This window comes from Kribbella sp. NBC_00482, from assembly GCF_036013725.1.
In the GTDB taxonomy this organism is placed as follows: Bacteria; Actinomycetota; Actinomycetes; order Propionibacteriales; family Kribbellaceae; genus Kribbella.
In genome coordinates this window covers 4,831,692-4,852,226 of record NZ_CP107881.1, presented here as the reverse complement: position 1 = coordinate 4,852,226, position 20,535 = coordinate 4,831,692, and the positions used below count along the sequence as shown (strand labels likewise).

At 66.6% G+C, this 20,535-nt stretch carries 15 protein-coding genes; 7 read left to right on the top strand and 8 right to left on the bottom strand.

Annotated features, from left to right (window positions below; translation table 11 throughout):
• Positions 1 to 9 precede the first annotated feature (9 nt).
• From OHB24_RS23785 to OHB24_RS23770, 4 genes are read right to left on the bottom strand one after another with little or no spacing between them, the layout of a single operon-like run.
• Positions 10 to 1,125: an ABC transporter ATP-binding protein gene (locus tag OHB24_RS23785; protein ID WP_327633031.1), complete on the bottom strand. Its 1,116-nt coding sequence runs from the start codon at positions 1,123 to 1,125 to the stop codon at positions 10 to 12.
• A 19-nt stretch (positions 1,126 to 1,144) separates the two neighbouring features.
• A complete protein-coding gene (locus OHB24_RS23780; protein ID WP_327633030.1) occupies positions 1,145 to 2,167 on the bottom strand; it encodes a carbohydrate ABC transporter permease in 1,023 nt (340 codons plus the stop codon).
• Positions 2,167 to 3,138 (bottom strand): carbohydrate ABC transporter permease, encoded by a 972-nt coding sequence (locus tag OHB24_RS23775; RefSeq protein WP_327633029.1) that lies wholly within the window; start codon positions 3,136 to 3,138, stop codon positions 2,167 to 2,169. Before OHB24_RS23775 ends, OHB24_RS23780 begins: the two co-directional genes overlap by 1 nt.
• 12 nt (positions 3,139 to 3,150) lie before the next feature.
• On the bottom strand, positions 3,151 to 4,782 hold the full coding sequence (locus OHB24_RS23770; protein WP_327633028.1) for an ABC transporter substrate-binding protein: 1,632 nt from the start codon (positions 4,780 to 4,782) through the stop codon (positions 3,151 to 3,153).
• An 83-nt stretch (positions 4,783 to 4,865) separates the two neighbouring features.
• Here OHB24_RS23770 and OHB24_RS23765 point away from each other — a divergent pair, with 83 nt between their 5' ends.
• A complete protein-coding gene (locus tag OHB24_RS23765; RefSeq protein WP_327633026.1) occupies positions 4,866 to 6,134 on the top strand; it encodes an ROK family transcriptional regulator in 1,269 nt (422 codons plus the stop codon).
• Between the two features lie 23 nt (positions 6,135 to 6,157).
• On the opposite strand, the gene OHB24_RS23760 is transcribed toward OHB24_RS23765, so the two are convergent.
• Complete coding sequence (locus OHB24_RS23760; RefSeq protein WP_327633025.1) at positions 6,158 to 8,620, bottom strand: glycoside hydrolase family 2 protein; 2,463 nt, start codon at positions 8,618 to 8,620, stop codon at positions 6,158 to 6,160.
• Entirely contained in the window at positions 8,621 to 10,234 is a 1,614-nt protein-coding gene (locus tag OHB24_RS23755) for a DUF4091 domain-containing protein (RefSeq protein ID WP_327633023.1), read from the bottom strand.
• 141 nt (positions 10,235 to 10,375) lie between these two features.
• Between OHB24_RS23755 and OHB24_RS23750 the strand changes: the two genes are divergently transcribed.
• Positions 10,376 to 11,629, top strand: a complete 1,254-nt coding sequence (locus tag OHB24_RS23750) for a hypothetical protein (protein ID WP_327633021.1) — start codon at positions 10,376 to 10,378, stop codon at positions 11,627 to 11,629.
• Positions 11,630 to 11,692: 63 nt separating this feature from the next.
• Here the strand turns inward: OHB24_RS23750 and OHB24_RS23745 are convergent, their stop codons facing one another.
• Positions 11,693 to 11,890, bottom strand: coding sequence for a hypothetical protein (locus OHB24_RS23745; protein ID WP_327633020.1), 198 nt, complete (start codon positions 11,888 to 11,890; stop codon positions 11,693 to 11,695).
• 48 nt (positions 11,891 to 11,938) lie between these two features.
• Between OHB24_RS23745 and OHB24_RS23740 the strand changes: the two genes are divergently transcribed.
• Positions 11,939 to 12,232 (top strand): TetR family transcriptional regulator C-terminal domain-containing protein, encoded by a 294-nt coding sequence (locus OHB24_RS23740; protein WP_327633019.1) that lies wholly within the window; start codon positions 11,939 to 11,941, stop codon positions 12,230 to 12,232.
• A 71-nt stretch (positions 12,233 to 12,303) separates the two neighbouring features.
• On the opposite strand, the gene OHB24_RS23735 is transcribed toward OHB24_RS23740, so the two are convergent.
• Entirely contained in the window at positions 12,304 to 15,222 is a 2,919-nt protein-coding gene (locus tag OHB24_RS23735) for a glycoside hydrolase family 3 protein (protein ID WP_327633018.1), read from the bottom strand.
• A 163-nt stretch (positions 15,223 to 15,385) separates the two neighbouring features.
• Here OHB24_RS23735 and OHB24_RS23730 point away from each other — a divergent pair, with 163 nt between their 5' ends.
• From OHB24_RS23730 to OHB24_RS23715, 4 genes are all read left to right on the top strand, one after another.
• Positions 15,386 to 18,112 (top strand): LuxR C-terminal-related transcriptional regulator, encoded by a 2,727-nt coding sequence (locus OHB24_RS23730; protein WP_327633017.1) that lies wholly within the window; start codon positions 15,386 to 15,388, stop codon positions 18,110 to 18,112.
• A 135-nt stretch (positions 18,113 to 18,247) separates the two neighbouring features.
• Complete coding sequence (locus OHB24_RS23725; protein WP_327633016.1) at positions 18,248 to 18,544, top strand: hypothetical protein; 297 nt, start codon at positions 18,248 to 18,250, stop codon at positions 18,542 to 18,544.
• On the top strand, positions 18,541 to 19,254 hold the full coding sequence (locus tag OHB24_RS23720; protein WP_327633015.1) for a DUF4386 domain-containing protein: 714 nt from the start codon (positions 18,541 to 18,543) through the stop codon (positions 19,252 to 19,254). Before OHB24_RS23725 ends, OHB24_RS23720 begins: the two co-directional genes overlap by 4 nt.
• Before the next feature lie 60 nt (positions 19,255 to 19,314).
• On the top strand, positions 19,315 to 20,535 hold the full coding sequence (locus OHB24_RS23715) for an MFS transporter (RefSeq protein WP_327633014.1): 1,221 nt from the start codon (positions 19,315 to 19,317) through the stop codon (positions 20,533 to 20,535).

Here is a 20,535-nt window from a genome sequence, read left to right as displayed (position 1 = left end):
GTCAGTCCTCTAGAAGAAATCCGGCACACCTGGCGTGTGGACAGCGGCTTCGGAGTCGGCCGCGAAGAAGCTCGCGCGTTCCCAATCCGGGAGCAGCCGAAGTGACTCGCCTTCGGTAGTCGTCCCGGGTACGGCGACGGTGAGCCGGACGTCGCCGAGCATCCCGTGGGCAAGCGTGAGGCGCTCGGTCGGAACGTGCTCGATCCGTTCCGCGGTGACCGAAACTCCCGAGCTCGCGCCGTGCTCCCAGGCCTCGGGGCGTACGCCGAGCCGAAGCCGACCGTTCGGCACCACATCGGTCAGGGACTTCGGCAGCTCCCAGCGAAACCCGTCCCCGAACACTTCGCCGTTCTCTACAGCCACCGGGACCACCGCCATCGGGCGGGTGCCGATGAAGCTCGCAACGAACAGATCGACCGGCTCGTAGTAGAGGTCGTCGAACGAACCGACCTGTGCAAGTCGTCCGTCTCTCAGCACGGCGATCCGGTCTCCCACGAACACGGCTTCCTGCTGATCGTGCGTGACGTACACCGTGGTGATGCCGAACCTCCTGAGCAGCTTCTTGATCTCCATCCGGGTGCTCTCCCGGAGCTTCGCGTCCAGATTGCAGATCGGCTCGTCCATCAGGAAGAGGGTCGGGTCACGCACGATGCATCGGGCGATCGCGACCCGCTGCTGCTCACCGCCCGACAGCGTTCCGGGCCGTTGCCCGAGCAGTAGGTCGAACCCGACGCCCATGATGTCGGCAACCTCTTCGGCCCGCTGCCGCGCTTCGGCCTCGGTGCGCTGGTGCACCTCGAAGAAGTACGAGAGGTTGCCCTTGCCCTTCATCGTGGGGTACAGCGCGTAGTCCTGAAAAACCATGCCGACCCCGCGATCCTGTGGCGCCACCTCGGCGACGTCGTGACCGTTGTAGCGAACCTGGCCGGCGTCCGGGCTTTCGAGCCCGGCGATCAGCCGCAGCAGGCTGCTCTTTCCGCAGCCCGACGGCCCGACCAGGCAGAGGGTTTCGCCGTCGGAGATGTCGAGCGTGACGCCGTCGAGCGCCGGTCGCTCGCGGTGCCCCGCCAGCAGCGCGCCCTCCGGCGCGTACCGCTTGGTCAGGTCCGTTACCTGGACTCGCACTTCAGTCTCCCTGCTTCAGCTACTTGAGGCCGCGGATGCGCACGCCGCGCAGGATGTACCTGCGGCACACGATGAAGGCGATGAAGACCGGAAGGGTCTGCAGCAGGCCGAGGACCATCAAGCCGTTCCAGGACAGCCCGGCGGCGAGCACCTCGCGCATCGCGTCGGACTGCGCGTTGGCCTGTTCGCCGTTCGTCGCGCCGGCCTGGGTGAACTTGTCCATCAGCTGGTAGATGGCGACCGACGTCGTGAGCTTCTCCGGGCTCTGGAGCACGACGAGCTGCCAGAGGAAGTTGTCCCAGACCGAACCGAAGTTGAGGTACGCGGCGACCGCGTACACCGGAATCGCCATCGGTACGACGATCCGCCGGAAGATGTTGAGCTCGGACCCGCCGTCGACCCGGGCCGCGTTGATCACGGAGTCGGGAATCGTGTCGAAGAAGCCTTTGAACAGCAGGAAGCTGAAGGGCACGTAGATGGCCGGCACGATGACGGCCCATGGGGTGTCCCAGATCCGGACACTCGGGAACTCCAGGTCGGTGCCTGGGATCGACGGCACCTGGGGAAGCGGAAACGGGAAGTTCAACGTCAGCAGGTACGTCGGAATCAGCGTGACGATGAACGGGACCATCATCGTTCCGATGAAGAACAGGAACGAGAACCGGGCGCCGCGGCCGCGCTGCAACTTGCTGTTGGCATAGGCGGCCAGGGACGTCACCGGCATTCCGATTCCGACCGCGACGATCGTGATGAAGATCGAGTTGAGGAAGTAGACGATGAACGGCTCGTCCATCAACGCGGAGACCTTCGCGCTGCCGGAGGCGATGCCGACGACGAGCTTCCAGGCCGACGTGTTGAAATCGTGTGGCCACAGGCTCGGCGGGAACGCCAGTACCTCCGACGCGGGCTTCAGCGACGTCACGATCATGAAGTAGAACGGCAGCAGGTGGAGCAGCACGCCGAGGCCCAGGAAGCCGATGACGGCACCACGCGACAGCCGCACGCCGGGCTGTTTCCGGCCGACCTTCGGGAACAGGCTCATCAGCCGTTCTCCTTTCGTTCCCCGCCACGGATCCGGTCCAGGACCTCACGAGGCGTGCGCCGGGGTGGTGCGTCCGGGTCCTCGCGGAAGACCGTCCGGGTGACGACGACGAGGGCCATGATCAGCGCGAAGAGATAGATCGAGAGCGCGGTGGCGTCGGCGTACCGGAGGTTCTGCAGGAGCGAGTAGACGTACATGACGACCATCCGGCTGGCTCCGCCCGGGCCGCCGCCGGTCATCAACGTGGGCCACTCGAACTGCTGCAGGTTCCCGATGATCGCGAACGTCAGCATCATCAGGATGACCGGACGCATGCGCGGCAGGGAGATCGTCCAGATCTTTCGCCAGAAGCCGGCGCCCTCGATCTCGGCGGCCTCGTAGTAGGAGGCGGGAATGCTCTGGAGGGTCGCCAGGTAGATGAGTCCGGGCCCGTACATCACCAGGCCGGGCAGAACCAGCCAGAGCAGGACCTGGCTGCTGCTGTTGAGAAACGGCTGCGGCGAGAACCCGAGGCTGGTTGCGATCCATTGCAGGAAGCCGTACTGCGAGTTGTAGAGGTAACGCCAGAGCAGCGCCCCCGCGATCGGGCTCAGCGGAAGGAACCACAGCAGCATCATCCAGCGCATGACCCGCTTGCGCATCTCCATCAGGAGAATCGCCACGAAGATCGGCAACACGAACGTCAGCACGATGGACAGCACCGCGAAGACGATGGTCACGCGAAAGCTCTGGGCGACGACGGGATCGTGGGCGATCCGGGCATAGCTGTCCAGGCCGGCGAACTCCACGTCACCGCGCACCGCGGCGTCGGTGAGGCTGAGGCCGAAGGCCGTGAGTAAGGGATACCAGCCCCAGATCAGGTTGAGCAGGCCGGCCGGGATCAGGAAGAGCCAGATCTGCCGTCGCCGCTTCGGCGCGGGGGCTCTGCCGGTGCTGGTCGGTGCCTCCAGCACAGGCAAGGTCTGAGTCATCTGCGGGGCCGCCTATTCGCCGAGCGCCGGATGGACGTACTTGTCCAGGAAGCCGCTGAACACCTCGTCGTGGAACCGTGGCGCGTCGGCCTTCCAGAAATCCGACTGGGCCTGGAAGTACTTCTTCGCGCCCGCGAGGAAGTCGGCCTCGGAGGCGCTGGAGCTGAAGCTCTCCGCCTGCTTGTTGCGGACGCTCTGCAGTTTCTGTAGACCGTCCAGGACGTTCGGACTTCCCGGCTCGTACATCCACTTCGACATCGCGTCGTCGACCGGCTGCGACGTCGGACCGGCCGCCTTGTCCGGCGGAAGGTAGGAGGACGTTTCCGGCATCGCCGGCCGACTGCCGGCCCGGCGCACCTGAGCGACGTACTGCTCTCCCCAAGCCTTCTCCGGACTGCCTGGCAGGGACTTCGAGGTGTCGGCCATCACGGGCATCATCGTGTCGCTGGAGTAGACACGCTGCAGGTCCTTCGTCTCGTTGTAGAGGAACTCCTTCTGCCGGACGAGTCCTGGTCCGGACAGGTAGGACCAGAGGCTGAACGCCTTGTCCAACTCGTCGTCGTTCAGGTCCGGGCTGAACGAGTAGGAGTCGACGTACGAGCGCCGCGCAGGATACTCACCGAACTGGCCGAGCGGGTAGGTCATCCATCCGACAACGTCCCAGACCGGCTTGCCGACCTGCTTGGCCAGGCCCAGGAAACTGTTGTCGGAGTCGGCCGGCGTCACGTAGAGAGCGACGTTCCCGGCCTGCATCGCGGCGTCGCCGCGCACGAAGGCAGCGGTGACCTCGTTCCAGCTGCCGTAGCTCACGTCCGAGAGCAGCGACTTGTCCTGGAACATCATGGCCCGCCAGTTCTCGACGGCGGGGATCCATTGTTGCTGCGCGTTCCAATCGTAGTTCCAATCCCAGCGCCACGTCGTCTTCGGCGCCGGCAGCTGGGTCAGAAGGCTGAATCCGTCCGAGTCGAGCGCGACCTGCAGGCCCCACTGCGGTGTCGCGAAACCCTTCCGCTTGCCGGCTGTGAGCTTCTTCGCCATCGTTCGGAGGTCTGTCCACGTCCAGTCCGGCTGCGGCTCGGGAACGCCTGCCTGGGCGAGCAGATCCCGGCGGTAGAAGATGCCGTCGGAGACACCGAAACCGCCTGGTACGCCGTAGTACTTGCCGTCGACCTGCCACATCCCTTCCCACACCGGGCGGACGTAGGGGGCGAGCTTGTCGACCAGCTTGCTGTCATTGAAGAGTTTCGTGACGTCCGCGGCCAGGCCCTGCTTGAACGCGGCGAGGATCGCCGGCTGGTTGAAATTTCCGAGCGCGTTGCCGGAGTAGATCGCCGGCGCAGTGCCGCCGGCCGCCGCCGTCACCATCGCCTGCTGGTTCCAGATGTCGATGTTGACCTTGCTGAGCGTCACGCCGGGGTTCTTCCGCAGCCATTCCTGGAGTGCGTCGGCGTAAGCCCTGGCGGTCACGCTGGTCTTCTGTTCCTCAGCAGTTGGCATCGGCGCGTAGGGCTCGGCCGCCACCTTGAGAGTGATGTCGCCGCCGCCACCGGACTTCGAGCATCCGCTCAGCGCGGAGCCCAAACCGATCGCACCGGTGGCCAGTGCTGCCGCCTTCAGGAAGTCGCGCCTAGAAGCCTTGTACATGGACCAGCCTCGCATTCGCTCGCAGCGTGGCAGGATGCTAAACTGAGTTGATAAACCCCGTCAAGGCCATTGCCGAGAGCGCCATGGCATACGCTGCGATCGGCTTCAGCTACGCGGCCCGGACAGATTCGAAAGGCAAGATGACCAACGTACGTGCGGGGACGAATGCACTGCGGCTCGGCGACTACAACCAGCAGGTCGTGCTCGAGCACATCCGTACCGCGCCCTCGGTCAGCCGGGTCGAGATCGCTGAGCACACTGGGCTCACCGCGCAGGCGATCTCGAAGATCGTCCGGAAACTGGTCGAGGAAGGTCTGGTGCTCGAGGTCGGCACCACTGCGTCCTCGGTGCGTGGCGGCCGTCCCGCCACGGAGTTGCGGGTCAATCCCGAGGCTGCGTACGCGATAGGCGTTCAGATCGACCGAGACGTGACGACGTTCGCCTTGCTGGATCTCACCGGCGCGGTCGTTGACAAGCGCCGTCGTACGACGCCGTTGTCCGGCTCACGCGCGAGCATCAGTCAGATCGCCACCGTCATCAACGCTCTGCTCGCGTCGAACGGTATTTCGGCCGACGACGTTCTCGGTATCGGCGTCGGGGTCCCGGGCCCGCTCGATCCGGACACCGGCATCGCCTACAGTCCAGGCGGAATGGCCGGCTGGGGCACAGTCGAACTGGCAAGACTCCTGCGTGAACGTACCGGTTTCCCAGTCACCGTCGACAACGACGCAGTGGCTGCGGCAGTCGGGGAGAGCTGGGCCCGCCAGGCCCAAGGCGTGCGGAGTCTGCTCTTCGTCTACGCCAGCTGGGGTCTGGGCGCAGCCCTCCTGCTGGACGGTCAGGTGTACCGCGGAGCCACGGCCGCCAGCGAGTTCCATCACGTGCCCGTGGATCCACAGGGGCCTGAATGTGAGTGCGGGAATCGCGGCTGTGTGGGCGAGTACGTCACTCCCACCGCCGTCGTTGCCGAGGTTCGACGCCGCACGCCGTCGAGGCGCCGGGAATCCCTGGAGCGGCCGTACCAGGAGATCTGCCAGGCGGCACTCGACGGCAAGAAGACCGAGCGGGAGGTCCTGGCCGAGGCGGCCCGGATGCTCACGCTCGGTCTGCTGGGCGTGACGAACGTCGTACCGCCGGACCTTGTCGTGCTCGGCGGCTCGGCGATCGAGGAGGCCCGGGAGATCTACGCGCGCGAGGTCGCCAGCGGATTCGAGCAGCGGGCGGAGTACTTCCGGGGGCGGGGCGTGCGCGTCGATTTCTCGATCGCAGGCCCGGACGTAGGCGCGATCGGAGCGGCCTCGCTGGTGCTGCACTCGACGTACTCTCCGCGGGTGACGCCGATCCGTTCGTGAGGACGGCGCCACCCTGGCGACTCTCAGTCGTTCACGCAACGCAGAACCGGCGCCCGGACGAGTTGCTCCGCGGGCAGCCGATCGTCGCACGTGATACCGAACCTGACCTGCTCGCCGGGCAGCAGGGTGACCAGAGCCCTGTCCACGAAGGCGTTCGGGCTCAGGCGGTCCACGAAGAGACAGACGTCCCGGAGCAGCGTCCGGGCCGTCACCTCGACACTGCCGGACGTGACCTCGACCTCGTACTTCGCCTTGGGGTACGTCAGCTCGAAATCCCTGGCGTAGAACCAGGTCGCCTCGGAGTCGCCGAGCCTGGCGCGGAGTAGCTCGCTCGTGGGATCGATCGGCGATGCCACGAAATCAGCCACACTCGCCTCTACGGTTTCGTACGCGTTGCAGTTGATTCCGGTACGTGTCGTGGCGAGGATGTCGCCGTCGAAGCGGAGCCGTTCGACGACGAGCTCGCCGGACCAGCTTTCGTCGGTCTCGTTGACGGCGACGACCCGCAGTCCGGTGGTCGCCGGCTGGATCGTCAGCAGGCGTGGCGCGTACGCCGCCTGCAGTGCGTACCAGGCGGGTTTTCGCTGACCGTCGCCGTCGATGCAGGCCCAGGAGTTGACCGGCCAGCAGTCGTTGAGCTGCCACCAGATCGTGCCCATGCAGTGCGGCCGAAGCGAACGGAAGTGTTCGATGCCGAGGCGCAGTGCCCTCGCCTGATTGACCTGCGCCAGGAAGTGCCAGTCGTCGAGGTCGTCCGGCGGACGAAAATGCGCTGACAGGCCTGTGCTGAGCTTGCGTTCGCCGTTCTGCGCCCGTTGCCGGTTCCGCAGAGCGGCCGGGTCGGCCACGTCGATCGCCCGGCTGAGTGTCGCCATCGTCGGCGGTCCCTGGAAGCCGAACTCCGAGACGAATCGAGGCCGGTGCTCGCGGTAGACCGGATAATCGACATCGTTCCAGACGTCCCAGACGTGCGTCAGCCCGTACCGTTCGTCGTTCGGATGGAGGTCCATGCTGCCGGAGTACGGACTGCCACCCCAATAAGGGCGAGTTGGATCCAACTCGGCGGCGATGCGTGGGAGCAGCTCGAGATAGAACCCTTCACCCCAGCTGCGATCGCCGACCGCACTCCAGTCTCCGTCGACCCAGCCCCAGATCGTCTCGTTGTTCCCGTTCCACAGGACGAGGCTCGGATGGGGTGACAAGCGCGCGATGTTGTCCCGCGCCTCGGCGTCGACCTCGGGAGTGAGGGTCTCCTCGTTGTACGCGGCGCAGGCGAAGAGAAAGTCTTGCCACGCAAGGATTCCGAGCTCGTCGCAGACATCGTAGAAGTCGTCGCTCTCGAAGATTCCGCCGCCCCAGACCCGGACGAGGTTGACGTTGGCCTGCCTGGCCTGAGTCAGCCGTTCGAGGTAGCGGGCGTGATCGATCCGCGAGGGAAAGCAGTCGTCCGGGATCCAGTTGACGCCCTTGGCGAAGACGGGCCGGCCGTTGACGACGAACGTGAACGGCGCGCCGGCGGCATCAGGCGCGGTATCGAGCCTCAACGAACGAAACCCGATCCGCCGATGCCAACTGTCGTACGCGCCACGCAGGCCGGCCGGTTCGAGGGACACGGTGAGCTCGTACAACGGTTGCTCGCCATAGCCGTGCGGCCACCACAGCTCCGGTGAGTCAACGGTGAGCTCGACCGATGCGGACGTCTCGGTCGCCCCGACTGTCACTGTCGAGGTGACGCCCGCTACCTCGGCGGTCACGACAAGCGCGCCTTCGCTGCCGGTCTGCCGCTCGATGTCGACGTGCGCGACCACCTTGCCCACCGCGGCTCCTCCGACGTCGTCGAGGTTTTCGACGGTGACCAGCGGTCGTACCTCGGCGATCCGGGCGCCGCTCCAGGTCTGCAACGAGGCTGCGCGCCAGATCCCGGCCGTGAGCAGGTCCGGACCCCAGTCCCACTTGAAGTTGCAGGCCATCTTGCGAATATAGCTGTACGGCCGGCCCTCCGCGCACGGGTAGGGCCCGCCCAGTCGTTCCTGTTCGGCCAGCGCATATCGCTCGGCGGAGGAGAACCGCACGGACAACGTGTTCGCGCCGTCCCTGAGCAGTGACGTGATGTCGAATCGGTAGCGGCGGTGCATGTTGACCGTCCGGCCGACCTCCACGCCGTTGACGGCGACGGTGGCGATCGTATCCAGGCCGTCGAAGGCGACGTCGACTCGCTCACCCGCCGCAATCGCGCGACCGAGCGGCGACGACACGTCGGCCGGGAACTCGGTGGAATACTCCCAGTCGCTCCACCCGATCCAATGCAGCCGATGCTCGTTGTCATCGAGATACGGATCGGGGATCAGCCCGGCAGCCAACAGATCGGTGTGCACACATCCGGGCACGGTCGCCGGAACCCTGGCGTTCCTGACCTCGATCGGTACGTCGTCCGGGCCGTCGACGAGGGACAGGGTCCAACCCTCGTGCAGGTACTCGATCGTCATTCACTGCTCCGCGTCGATGGCGTCGATGGCGTCGAAGATCTCGCTCCTGCGCTGCCGTACCCACGAGGGATCGCGCGGGAATTCCGCGTAGTCCTCGATCTCGTCCAGCCGGGTGGCGTGATGCCCGTACGACTGGAGCAGAGCGAGATCCTGGAGACTCTCGGCGAAGACCTCCCAGCGCAAGGAGTCGATCGGCCCGTGCTCGCCGGGGTAGACGACGAACGGGTCGCCGGGTCCCCACTGCGGCCACTTGCCGGCGTCGTTCACGGTGAACGGGTCGATCAGCGTGCGGGTTCCGCCTTGGTACCAGTAGTTGTAACCCCAGTGGCCGAACCCGCCGGCGCCGTCGCGGTGGAACAGCCATCCGCTCATCCGGATCTTGGCCAGCGGGGTGTCGAGGAACTTGTTCAGGTAGCGGCCGCGCGGAACACAGCAGTAGTAGACCCAGGAGTCGAACCCTTGCTCCCGGAAGCTCGGTGCCGAGTCGACCTGCGGAACGGGAATGTCGACCAGCCCTTCGCGCGCGAACTCCACGTCGCTCAGCGAGTCGATCACCGTCGCCCAGGGCGCCACCTCGCGCATGATCTTCCGCGCCACGCGGTAGTTGTCGCGGTGCTCGCTCTCCGGCTCGTCGGAGATGTGGAACAGGGATTGACCGAGAATTCCTTCAGTCTCGAGAACGCGACGAAGCTCCGGCATCAGGGCATCGAGGAACGCGCGGAACTCCGGCGCCGTCGCAGGAGTCCCGTCCGGCCAGAGCAACTGCTCGGTCTCACCGTGCCCCTGATAGATCCTGGCCGCGTGCTCCACACCCCACTGCGTGAACAGATGTGTCCACTCGAAGACCCGTACGCCGTACTTCCTCGCCAGCCGAATCCATCGAAGGACCTGCGTCCAGTCGAACTCGTAGCGGCCGCCGTCGCCGGTCACACCGAGCAGCTGAATCGGGCGTTTGACGCCGTCCAACGGAGGCGTGATCAGAGGCACGAGCAGGCAGTCCATGCCGTGGTCGGTGTAGTCGCGGACGTACGGCTCCAGGATCTGCCAGAACGCCTCGCTGAACGGATCGACGCCGTAGTAGTCGCAGAGCGCGTCGGCGTGCAGGATGTGGGCGGCCGCGAAATCCTCCCTGGCCGGCAGAACCACGTTTCGCACGACAACAGCGGTCTCCAAGGGGATCCGGGTCTCGGTCTCGGCCTGCACGACGACCTCGAGTCGCACCGGGTAGCGGCCGGCCGGCAACTCCTTGTCGGGCGCGACAGTGATCCAGAAGGCGTTGGTCTCGTACGGGCCGAAATGAGTCTCTGGATCCGGAAACAGCGGATCGGGTACCAGTCCGGGCAGCGCACCAGGCCCCTCGAGATCGGAGGCCGGAGTCTCCACGTTGAAATGGTGAACGGGCACAAATCCCACCCGCCGTACCGTGACAGCGAGTCCGTCCGGCGCGTCGACCTCGATCAACGCGATCCCGGAGGTCGCGGAGGAGCGGAACCCGACCTGGAGACTCCCCCGTTCGCCGCGTGCCAACTCCAGCCAGGGCTGATCCCCTGAGCGCACCGGGAGGGTCGTCGGGTAGATCCGGTTCTGCGTATCTGCAAGCCAGGCATCGATCACCTCATCGAGGTTACAGTTGCGCAATCAAGTTGAGCAACCTGGTTGATGAATCTGAACGACTTGCTGGTTGGTTATTGACGAGCCGTCATGGTGGCTTGTTGGATAACGCTCCAACACTGTCCCGACCAGATCGAGGACCACATGCACAGACCCGCCGCAGTACTGACCGCTGCCCTGCTTCTCACGTCCGCTGCCGGAGTCGCGTACGCCGTCCCGGACGCACCGACCGCGTACTACGTCGACGCGTCGGCAGGGAACGACGCGAACGCCGGCACCATGGCCAAGCCCTGGAAGAGTCTCGCCAAGGTCAACGGGTCGGATTTCGGCCCCGACGACCAGATCCTGTTCAAGCGCGGGGGTTCCTGGTCCGGCACGTTGGAGCTTTCGTCGTCCGGTGACACCGGCCACCCGATCGTCGTCGGCGCCTACGGCTCCGGGGCCCTGCCGAAGATCGGCGGCCCAGTGCTGAACTGCGTGTACGTCACCGGTTCGGACATCTTCATCGGCGATCTGCGGGCCAGCGGCTGCAACTGGGCCGGCTTCGAGTTGGCCGGCAGCCGCATCGTGCTGGACACCGTGCAGTCCGACAACAACGTCGCCGGCGTCTCGATCGAGGACCTCTCGAACGGGAACGAGATCCGCTGGAGCACACTCGTCGACAACAACAAGATGAGCGTCAACGATCCCGAGCCGGACAACGACTCCGGAGCGTTCGGCGTACTGGTGAACGGCGACGACAACAAGATCCACCACAACACCATCAGCGGCAGCTTCGCCACCAGCATCGACTACACCTACGACGGCGCCGCAGTCGAGATCTTCAACGGCGACCGCAACCACATCGAGTACAACAAGACCGCGAACAACGACACCTTCACCGAACTCGGTCACGAATCCGGCCAGACCGCGGACGACAACGTGTTCGCGTACAACTCCGTCACCTCGAACCAGCCGTCCGGCACCTTCCTGATCACCCGCGGCGCGCAGAGCAACATCGGCCCGGTCATGCGCACGCTCGCGATCAACAACTCGGTCAATCTCCCGAACGGCGACGGCTGGAGCTGCGACGCCGGCTGCGGGCCGGACATCCTGAAGCTGCGCAACAACATCGTCAAGGTCGGCAAGAAGGTCGGGTACGACGACTCCTTCGACACCGGCAACCCGGCCGACGCAGCCGACGAGGACCGCGGCGTGTACCAGGGCAGCGTGTACCAGTTCACGCTCGGCGCACACTCGGTCAAAGCCGACCCGCTCTACACCAGCGCCACGGACCTCCGCCTGAAGACGGGCAGCCCGGCCATCGGCCGCGCCGAGAACTCCGGCTACCCCTACGACCTGGCCGACAAGCCACTCACCGGCCTGACCAGCTGGGACTCCGGCGCCTACCAGCACTGAAACTGCCGTGTGGGGGTGGCAGGACGCCACCCCCACGCGTACAGGAAGACCGAGCTCGATGCGTCAGGCGAAGTCGCTGGTGAAGTCCGCGGTGTTCCACTGTTGCGGCTTCAGCACGTACAGGAGATCGCTCTCCGGCCCGCCCGCCTCCTCCCATTCCTTCGTGGCGTCGGGCGATCGGATCTCGGCGACCGGACCCTCCACGGTGACGTAGCGGTACGGCGGGCCACCACCGTCGACGGCCTGGCGGAGGCCGCACACCGACTGGTCCGGAACTGGACCACCGGGGCAGGCAGCATCTTCGGCACGATGTCGCTGCTCGCGTACCACGACGCACGCTTCCGCCGACTCAACCATGAGATCTACGAGGCCTTCTACCGTGAGCTCGGCGTCCTCATCCGACGGGTCTCCCAAGGACTGACCGATCAGGAGATCAGGATGCGCGCGCGACTGATCACTTCCGTCCTGGACGGAGTCGCCCTGCAGATCCACGCCGGCGCCGCCAACCGCACCGAACTGGTCCGGCGCGCAGGCACCCTGATCACCACCATCGCCACCGACACAGGCCAACTACCGTCACCGCCCGCCGGCAAACGTCCCTAGCCGATGCACTCGAAGAGCTGCGACAGCCGCAGACCGACGACGTCGACAGGGACGCCGGAACCGGGAGTGACCTACCTGATGGTCAGGTCGCGGATGTTCGTGCCGGCCCCGGTGAAGACCAGATAGACGTCGCGAACGCCGCGGGTCAACCGTGGGTCGAGTCGGGTCGTCGTCGTGGCCCAGGTGTAGCGGTCGCCGGTGGCCGGGATGACGAGCGTGCCTGCGAGGGGGCCCGTCGGGCTGCCAAGGCGGATCTCCACCTTCGCGGTTCCTTCCGAAGCCCGCGATACGGAGGCTTCCAGTCGGGCGGCGCCACGGCCCAGCTGAACATCCTGGAAAGAGATCCAGTCGCCTGCTGACGTCTTGCCGACTGCGTCGCCGCGCACCTTGGCGGCATCGATGAGTTCGATACCCGAGTAGTCGTCGAAATCCGTGGCCGCCGTACGCCTGCTCAGATCGCGGGGCGGGATCACCTCACCACGAACCGCCACCGTCGTACGGGCCCTGATATCGGCCGAAGAGCTGCCTACCTGCACGTCCTGGACAGCCGACTCGACCACCCACTTGTTCCGGGTCACGTCCCAGAACGCCAGGTCACTGGCCTTCACGTCGAAGGAGACGGTACGACGTTGGCCGGGCGCGAAAGCCAGCCGCTGGAATCCATGGAGCGTCTTGACCGGCTGGGCTACCCGCGAGGTGCGCTGAGCGGTGTAGAGCTGGACGACCTCCTCGCTCGCGGTCCGGCTGGTGTTGGTCACGTCGACGCTGACCTTGAGCCGTCCGTTCGCCGCGACGACGGGTGAGTTCACCCGCAATCCGGAGTACCGGAAGGAGCCGTAGGTCAGGCCGTGGCCGAACGGGTAGAGCGGTGCCGCCCGGTGGTACTGATAGGTCCAGCCGGCCTTGATCACGTCGAAGTCGAGCGGATCCGGCAGTTCCCTGTCCGTGCGGTACCACGTCTGCGGGAGCCGGCCCGACGGCGAGTAGTCCCCGAACAGCACGTCCGCGAGGGCGCGGCCTGTCTCCTGGCCCGCATGCGACGTCCAGAGGACCCCCTTTGCCTGTGACCAGTCGCCCGTCAACGGATAGCTGCTCTCCAGCACCACAATGGTCCTGGGATTGGCAGCAGTGACGGCCTTCACGATCGCCTGCTGGCCTGCGGCGAGGGCGGTGTCCTGACGATCGTCGTCCTCGCGTCCGTTGATGAACGGAGTACTGCCGACCACCACTACCGCAGTGTCCGCCTTCTTCGCGGCCTCCACCGCCGCGGCCGTCCCGCTGACGAGGATCTCCCGCGCGAACTGCGCCGCCGTGTCCTGGGTCGCCGCGCCGATTGCCAGCTTCCCATCGGCCTGCAGCACGATGTACTGGTTGGGCCCGTTCCACGGCTCCTTGACCTCGTTGCCGCGGTAACGCAGTGCATAGTTGCCGTTGGCAAGTTTCTCCAGGCCGAACTGCTGCTGCACGAACCAGCCGTTGGGCTTGTCCTGGTCGTTCACCAACCCGTTCCCGCTCCGCGAGACGTACTTGCCGTTGGCGGCCGAGCGCAGGGCGAGGGTGCCGCCACCCCAGTCGAAGACATCCAGCGACTGAGCCGCTCCCGCCGTCGCCGCGTCGGCGGTCAGGGCGCCACCGCCGGCACCGGCCGGCGCGGTCACATACTTGCCGGTGGCAATGGAACGGAGTGCGATCCGATCCACACCTTCGGTCGCGGTGACTGTGCTGCCGGCGCCGAGTCGTTCCGCGATACCGGCCCGCGGGGTGATCCGGTACGGCATGGTGCCCGAGTACCAGTCCTCGTAGACGGTGTCGGCCAGCGGACCGATCACCGCGACGTCCTTGGTCCTGGCCGAATCGAGCGGCAAAGCCCGGTGCCGGTTCTCGAGCAGTACGAGTTGCTTGCGGGCGGCTTCGCGCGCGAGTTCGCGGTGGGCCGGGCTGTCGATGCTGTCCGGCCCGATCTTCTCGTACGGGTTCCGCCCGGCCGGGTCGAACTCGCCCAGCCGGAAGCGGACCGACAGCAGGTGCTCGACCGGCTTGTCGATGTCCGCCTCGGTGAGCAGGCCGTTGGCCAGCGCTTCCTGCACCGCGGCGACGGTCGGACCGCCATTGGTGTCGTTCTCGGTGAAACTGTCCAGGCCTGCCTTGATCGCGGCGGCCACGCCCTCGGCAGGAGTCGGGTAGTACTGCTGTGAACCACTGACGTTGCCCGCGCCGGAGGCATCACCGACGACCATCAGATCGTCGGGCGACCAGGAGCGCACTGTCTGTCCGAGCTCGGGTGACACGTGGGTCGGCCTGCCGTTCAGCAGGTTGTACGACGCCATGACGCCGGTAGCAGCTCTCGCGGTCAGGGCAGGCTGAAACGCCTTGTACTCGTACTCGCGCAGCACTCTGGGCCGGACGCTCGCCGACACGCGGCTACGGTCCGTCTCGACGTTGTAAGAGGCGAAGTGCTTCAGCGTCGGAGCGGTCTTGAGGTAGCGCGGGTCGTCGCCCTGCAGGCCGCGTCCGTACGCCGTCGCGATCTCACTCGTCAGCAACGGGTCCTCGGCGTAGCCCTCCTCGTTACGACCCCACCTGGGATCACGCAACTGGTTCACCACCGGCGCCCACAGGTTCAGCCCGTTCTTCGCCGGATCGAGCTTGTTGAAGGCTCTCGCCTCATCTCCGACGGCTGAACCGACCCGCTTGATCAGGCTCGGGTCCCAGGTGCTGCCGAGCCCGACGGCCTGGGGGAAGACAGTCGCCTTTCCCAGCCAGGCAACCCCGTGCAGCGCCTCGGTACCGGTCTTGAAGGAAGCGATGCCCAGTCTCGGTATCGCGGGCTGGTACTGGTGCAGCAGCGAGATCTTCTCGTCCAGCGTCAGGCGGCTGGTCAGGTCGTCCAACCGGACTTTCAGAGGCAGGTCGGGATTCCGGAACTCCGGAAGGGGCTCGGCCTGCGCGGACTGCCCCACCAGGAACGCGGGGACGAGTAGCAGCGCCATGAGGGCGCCTCCAACTCGATGGCGATAGGTCATGGTGATTCCCCTTCGGCAGTTATCGAAGCGCTTCGACTATCGGATGCGGAAGTCAAGCCGTCAAGAGCGAACGGTGGGCGAGGTGTCCTACGCTCGTGCGCAGAGGGACGACCGCAAAGGGGGAGTTGCGATGGCGGGACCTCTCGTCGAGACCAAGCTGTTCTCCCCTGCGCCACGCGCCGGGCTGGTCGCCCGGCCACGGCTCGACGACCGCCTTTCCCGCGCCGGGCGCCTGGTCCTGATCTCAGCACCAGCCGGCTTCGGCAAAACCACCCTCCTCGCCGCCTGGCTGACCCGCCGCACCTCCGACCGTGCGGTTGCGTGGGTTTCTCTTGATGAGGGGGACCAGGAGGCATCCGCGTTCTGGACCTACGTGGTGACCGCGCTCGACCGTGCCGTTCCCGGCGTGGGTGCCGGCGCACTTCCGTTGCTCGCGGCCGGGCAGAGCTCGACCGAGGCGGTGCTCGTCGTGGTCCTCAACGAGCTGAGCGTGCTACCGGGTGAGGTCACGCTGGTCTTGGACGACTACCACCTCGCCGACGGTCCTGGCCTCCGGGCCGGGATGAGCTTCTTCGTCGACCGCCTGCCACCGCAGGTGCGGCTGGTGATCAGCACCCGAGCGGACCCTGGCCTGCCCCTGGCCCGCCTGCGCGCCCGCGGTGAGCTCATCGAGGTCCGCGCCGCCGATCTTCGCTTCACCCGCGCCGAGGCGGCCACCTACCTCAACGACGTGACCGGCCTGCATCTCACGGCCGAGGACATCGCGTCGCTCGAGGAGCGCACTGAAGGGTGGGTCGCGGCTTTGCAACTGGCCGCGTTGTCGCTCCAGGGCCGTGGCGATGCCGCCGGCTTCATCGCGGGCTTCGCCGGTGACGACCGGTTCGTCGTCGACTACCTCGTGGAAGAGGTGCTGGATCGGCAGCCCGGTCCGGTACGACGGTTCCTGCTGGAGACGTCCGTCCTCGACCGTCTCACCGGCCCTCTGTGCGACGCCGTGACCGGTGAGCACGACGGCAAGGCGATGCTGGAGCGGCTCGACCGGGCGAACCTCTTCCTCGTCCCGCTCGACGATCAACGGCGTTGGTACCGCTACCACCACCTCTTCGGAGACGTCCTCCGCACCCATCTGCTCGAGGAGCGCGGCGAGGTCGCGGACCTGCATCGACGAGCCGGCAACTGGTACGACGAAGCCGGCGAACCGGTGCCCGCGGTCCGGCACGCACTGGCCGCCGGCGACATCGACCGCGCCGCCGATATCGTCGAGCTCGCCGTTCCGGAGCTGCGACGAAATCGGCAGGAAGCAACCCTGCGCCGATGGATCGACGAACTTCCTGACACCGTGGTCGAGCACCGGCCGGTGCTCGCCATGGGGTTCGTCGGCGCACTGATGGCCAGCAACGAGTTCGGCGACATCGAGCGTCGGTTACGCGACATCGAGCGGTTGCTGACCGGCCTTGGTTTCGACGGCGGCCCCGAACCCGGGGCCGGCTCGGCAGAGTTCGTGGTTGTCGATCAGGATGAGCTCGCCCGGCTACCGGGCTGCGTCGAGCAGTACCGGGCCGCGCTGGCGCTCATCGGAGGAGACCCGGCCGGCACCTTGGAGCATGCTCGTCTGGCGGTCGACCGTGCTCCCGAGCACGACGACCTGACGCGGGCTTCGGCCGATGCCGTGTCGGGGATCGCCTCCTGGACGACAGGCGACCTCGACGCCGCACATCGCAGCTACACCGACGCCGCGAACGGGCTCCATCGGCTCGGCTACGTCGCCGACGTACTGGGGTGCTCCATCACGCTCGCCGACCTCGAGATCACGCAGGGCAAGCTGTCTCAGGCACAACGCACGTACGAGAACGCGCTCGAGCTCGCCCTCCGCGATCCAGGCCTCCGGGGCACCCGGGACATGTACGTCGGTCTGAGTCAGGTCGCGTTGGAGCGCAACGATCTTGCCGCGGCCGCGGAGTACCTGCGGCGTAGCGACGATCTCGGCGAGCAGTCCGGCCTGCCGCAGAACCCGTACCGCTGGCGCGTCGCGATGGCGCTGCTCAGGGAGGCCGAGGGCGATGTCGACGCCACGCTCGGGTTGCTCGCGGAGGCGGAACGCGTGTACCTGGGCGACTTCGCACCCAACGTGCGACCGGTCCCAGCGCTGCGCGCGCGAGTACTGGCGTCGCACGGGGATGTGGCCGCCGCGCTGAAATGGGCGAGCCAGTACGGCGTGACCGTGCACGACAAGGCGTCGTACCTGCGTGAGTACGAACACGTGACGCTGGCCCGGATCCTGCTCGCCCAGCACAACACCGAGGGTTCGCAGCAGGCGTTGCGCGATGCGGCCGGGCTGCTCGAACGGCTACTCCCGGCGGCCGAGGATGGCGGCCGGAGAGGCACCGTCATCGAACTCCTGGTGCTCCTCGCGCTCGCGCGGCAGGCAGACGATGACGACGAGGCACCGGCGACGCTGGCACACGCCCTGGCCCTGGCCGAGCCCGAAGGCTACAACCGCGTCTTTGTCAGCGAAGGGGCGCCGATGGCCAGGCTGCTCACCAGCCTCGACCGGCACGGCCCCGGCCGGGCATACCTCAGCCAACTCCTGGACACAGCCTCCGGGCCGCATGACGTGCACGTCGGCACGCACCGGGATGACCTCATCGACCCGCTGACCGAACGCGAGCTGGCCGTCATGCGGCTGCTCGCCAGCGACCTCGACGGCCCCTCCATCGCCCGGGAGCTCGTGGTGTCGCTCAACACCGTGCGGACCCACACCAGGAACATCTACGCCAAGTTCGGCGTCAACAACCGCCGAGCCGCCGTACGCCGGGCCCACCAGCTCAACCTGCTGTCGCACAGCCCCGCCCGCTGAGGGCCGGGCCCGAAGATCATCTCCGACTTCATCACATGATGTGAGGCTCATTCATCACATCGGCTCCTAGCTTGCAGATACCCGGAAGGCCCGCACCACAAGGCGGGCAGCCGGGATCGACAAGAGGAGCACCCCGTGAGCAGCACAGCCACCGGCCGGCCGCAGGACCGCAGCTGGTACGAGATCCGCCTCCAGGGGCGTCTCGACTCGCGGTGGTCGGTGTGGTTCGACGGGCTCACCCTCACCGCCGGAGCCGACGGCACCACCACCATCCGAGGCCCCGTCGTGGACCAGGCCGCCCTGCACGGGCTGCTGCAACGCCTCCGCGACCTCGGTCTCCCTCTCATCTCGGTCGCCCAGGTGAAGCCCGACACCGCGTCGCATCCCAACACCGAAGATCCGCGCACCTCGAACACTGGAGACAAGTCATGACCACCACAGCTCGACGCACGACCGACCGCGCCGTCAAAGACCCGACCCGCAATCACGCCCGTGCCGCCGGCATCTTCTACCTGCTCACCTTCGCGGCGTCCCTACCGGCCTTCTTCTTCATCGGGTCGGCGGTCAACCCCGACCTCACCATCGCTGCCGGGCACAACACCGACCTCCTGGGGGCCGGCCTCCTGGACTTCGTCAACGCCCTCGCCGGGATCGGCAGCGCTGTGGCCCTGTTCCCGATCCTCAAGCGCCAGAACCAGGCCCTCGCCCTCGGCATCGTCACCTCCCGGCTGCTCGAGGCCGCGATCATCATGACCGGTGTCGTCAGCCTCCTCGCCGTCGTCACGCTCAACCAGCACGGCGCCGGCACGGCCGACAGCAACCAGGCCCTGGTCGCCGTCCGCGAGTGGACGTTCCTGTTCGGTCCGGGCTTCATGGCCTCCATCAATGCCGTCCTGCTCGGCACGCTGATGTACCAGTCGCGTCTGGTTCCGCGGATCATCCCCACCGTCGGCCTCATCGGGGCTCCGCTGCTCATCGCCGCGAACGTCGCGACCCTGTTCGGCCACAACGAGCAGGATTCCGCCATCACGATGCTCGCGACGGTCCCGGTCGCCTTCTGGGAGCTGTCGGTCGGCACCTGGATGCTCGTCAAGGGATTCAAGCCCTCGCCGGTCACCGCAGGCATCGTGAAGGTCGACTGACCGCTATCGTGAGCAGCAGGCCCTCCAAACGCCAGTTCTCGACTGCCGTCCGGAGGGCCTGTGAATCGCGTTGGCTGGGGCTTCATCTCGCTGTACGCGTTGGCTTCCATGGGGACCTCTCTGATCTTCCTCGCCCCACTGCTGGTCTCCCTGGCCTTGAAGGTCAACTCGCTCGTGGGGATCGAGCAGGCACCGAACAGCTTGGCGCTCGTCGCCGGCATCGGCTCCATCGTGGCGATGGTCGGAAACCCGTTCTTCGGCAAGCTGAGCGACCATACGTCGTCGCGACTGGGCATGCGCCGACCCTGGATGGTCGCCGGCCTGGGCGGCGGGTCACTGGGCATCCTCATCGTCGCGCTGGCACCCAACGTCCTGGTCGTCCTGATCGGATGGTGCCTCGCCCAGCTGTCCCTCAACGCCCTGCTCGCCGCACTGGTGGCCGTACTGCCGGACCAGATCCCCGTCACCCAACGCGGTTCGGTCGCTGGTGTTCTGGGCATCGGTCTGCCGATCGCGTCGGTGAGCGCCACCTTCCTGGTCCAACTGTTCACCGGCAATCGACTGGCCATGTTCCTGGTGCCGTGCGCGATCGGCGGGTTGTTCGTCCTGCTGTTCGTGAGCACCCTGAACGATCGCAAGCTCGACCCCGCGGACAAGCCGGCCTGGTCATTGCGGGAACTGCCCAGCACGTTCTACGTCAACCCTCGCAAGAGCCCGGACTTCGCCTGGGCTTTCGCCAGCCGGTTCATGCTTCTGATGGCCTACGCCCTCCTCACCACCTACCAGGCCTACTACCTGCTCGATCAGCTCGGCAGCAGCGAGGACGACGTACCGCATCAGGTCTTCCTCGGCACCCTCGTCCAGTCCGTCGTGCTCGTCGCCGCGTCCCTCATCGGTGGCCGGATCTCCGACCGGACCGGGCGACGGAAGATCCTCGTCGTCACCGCGTCGATCGTGTACGGCGTGGCACTGTTCGTGATCGCCCTCGCCGACGACTTCAACGGCTTTCTCGTCGGCATGGCCATCAGCGGACTCGGCTTCGGCCTCTACATGGCCGTCGACCTCGCGCTCGTGGCCGACGTACTCCCGGACAGGGCCACGGCCGCGAAGGATCTCGGCGTGTTCAACATCGCCAGCGCGCTCCCGTTCTTCGTCGCGCCCGCGATCGCACCGGCCATCCTCGCGATCGGCGGCGGCAGCTACGCCGTGCTCTACACCGTCGCAGGGCTCAGTGCCATCGTCGGAGCCACCGCCATCCTGCCTTTCAAGCGCGTTCGATGA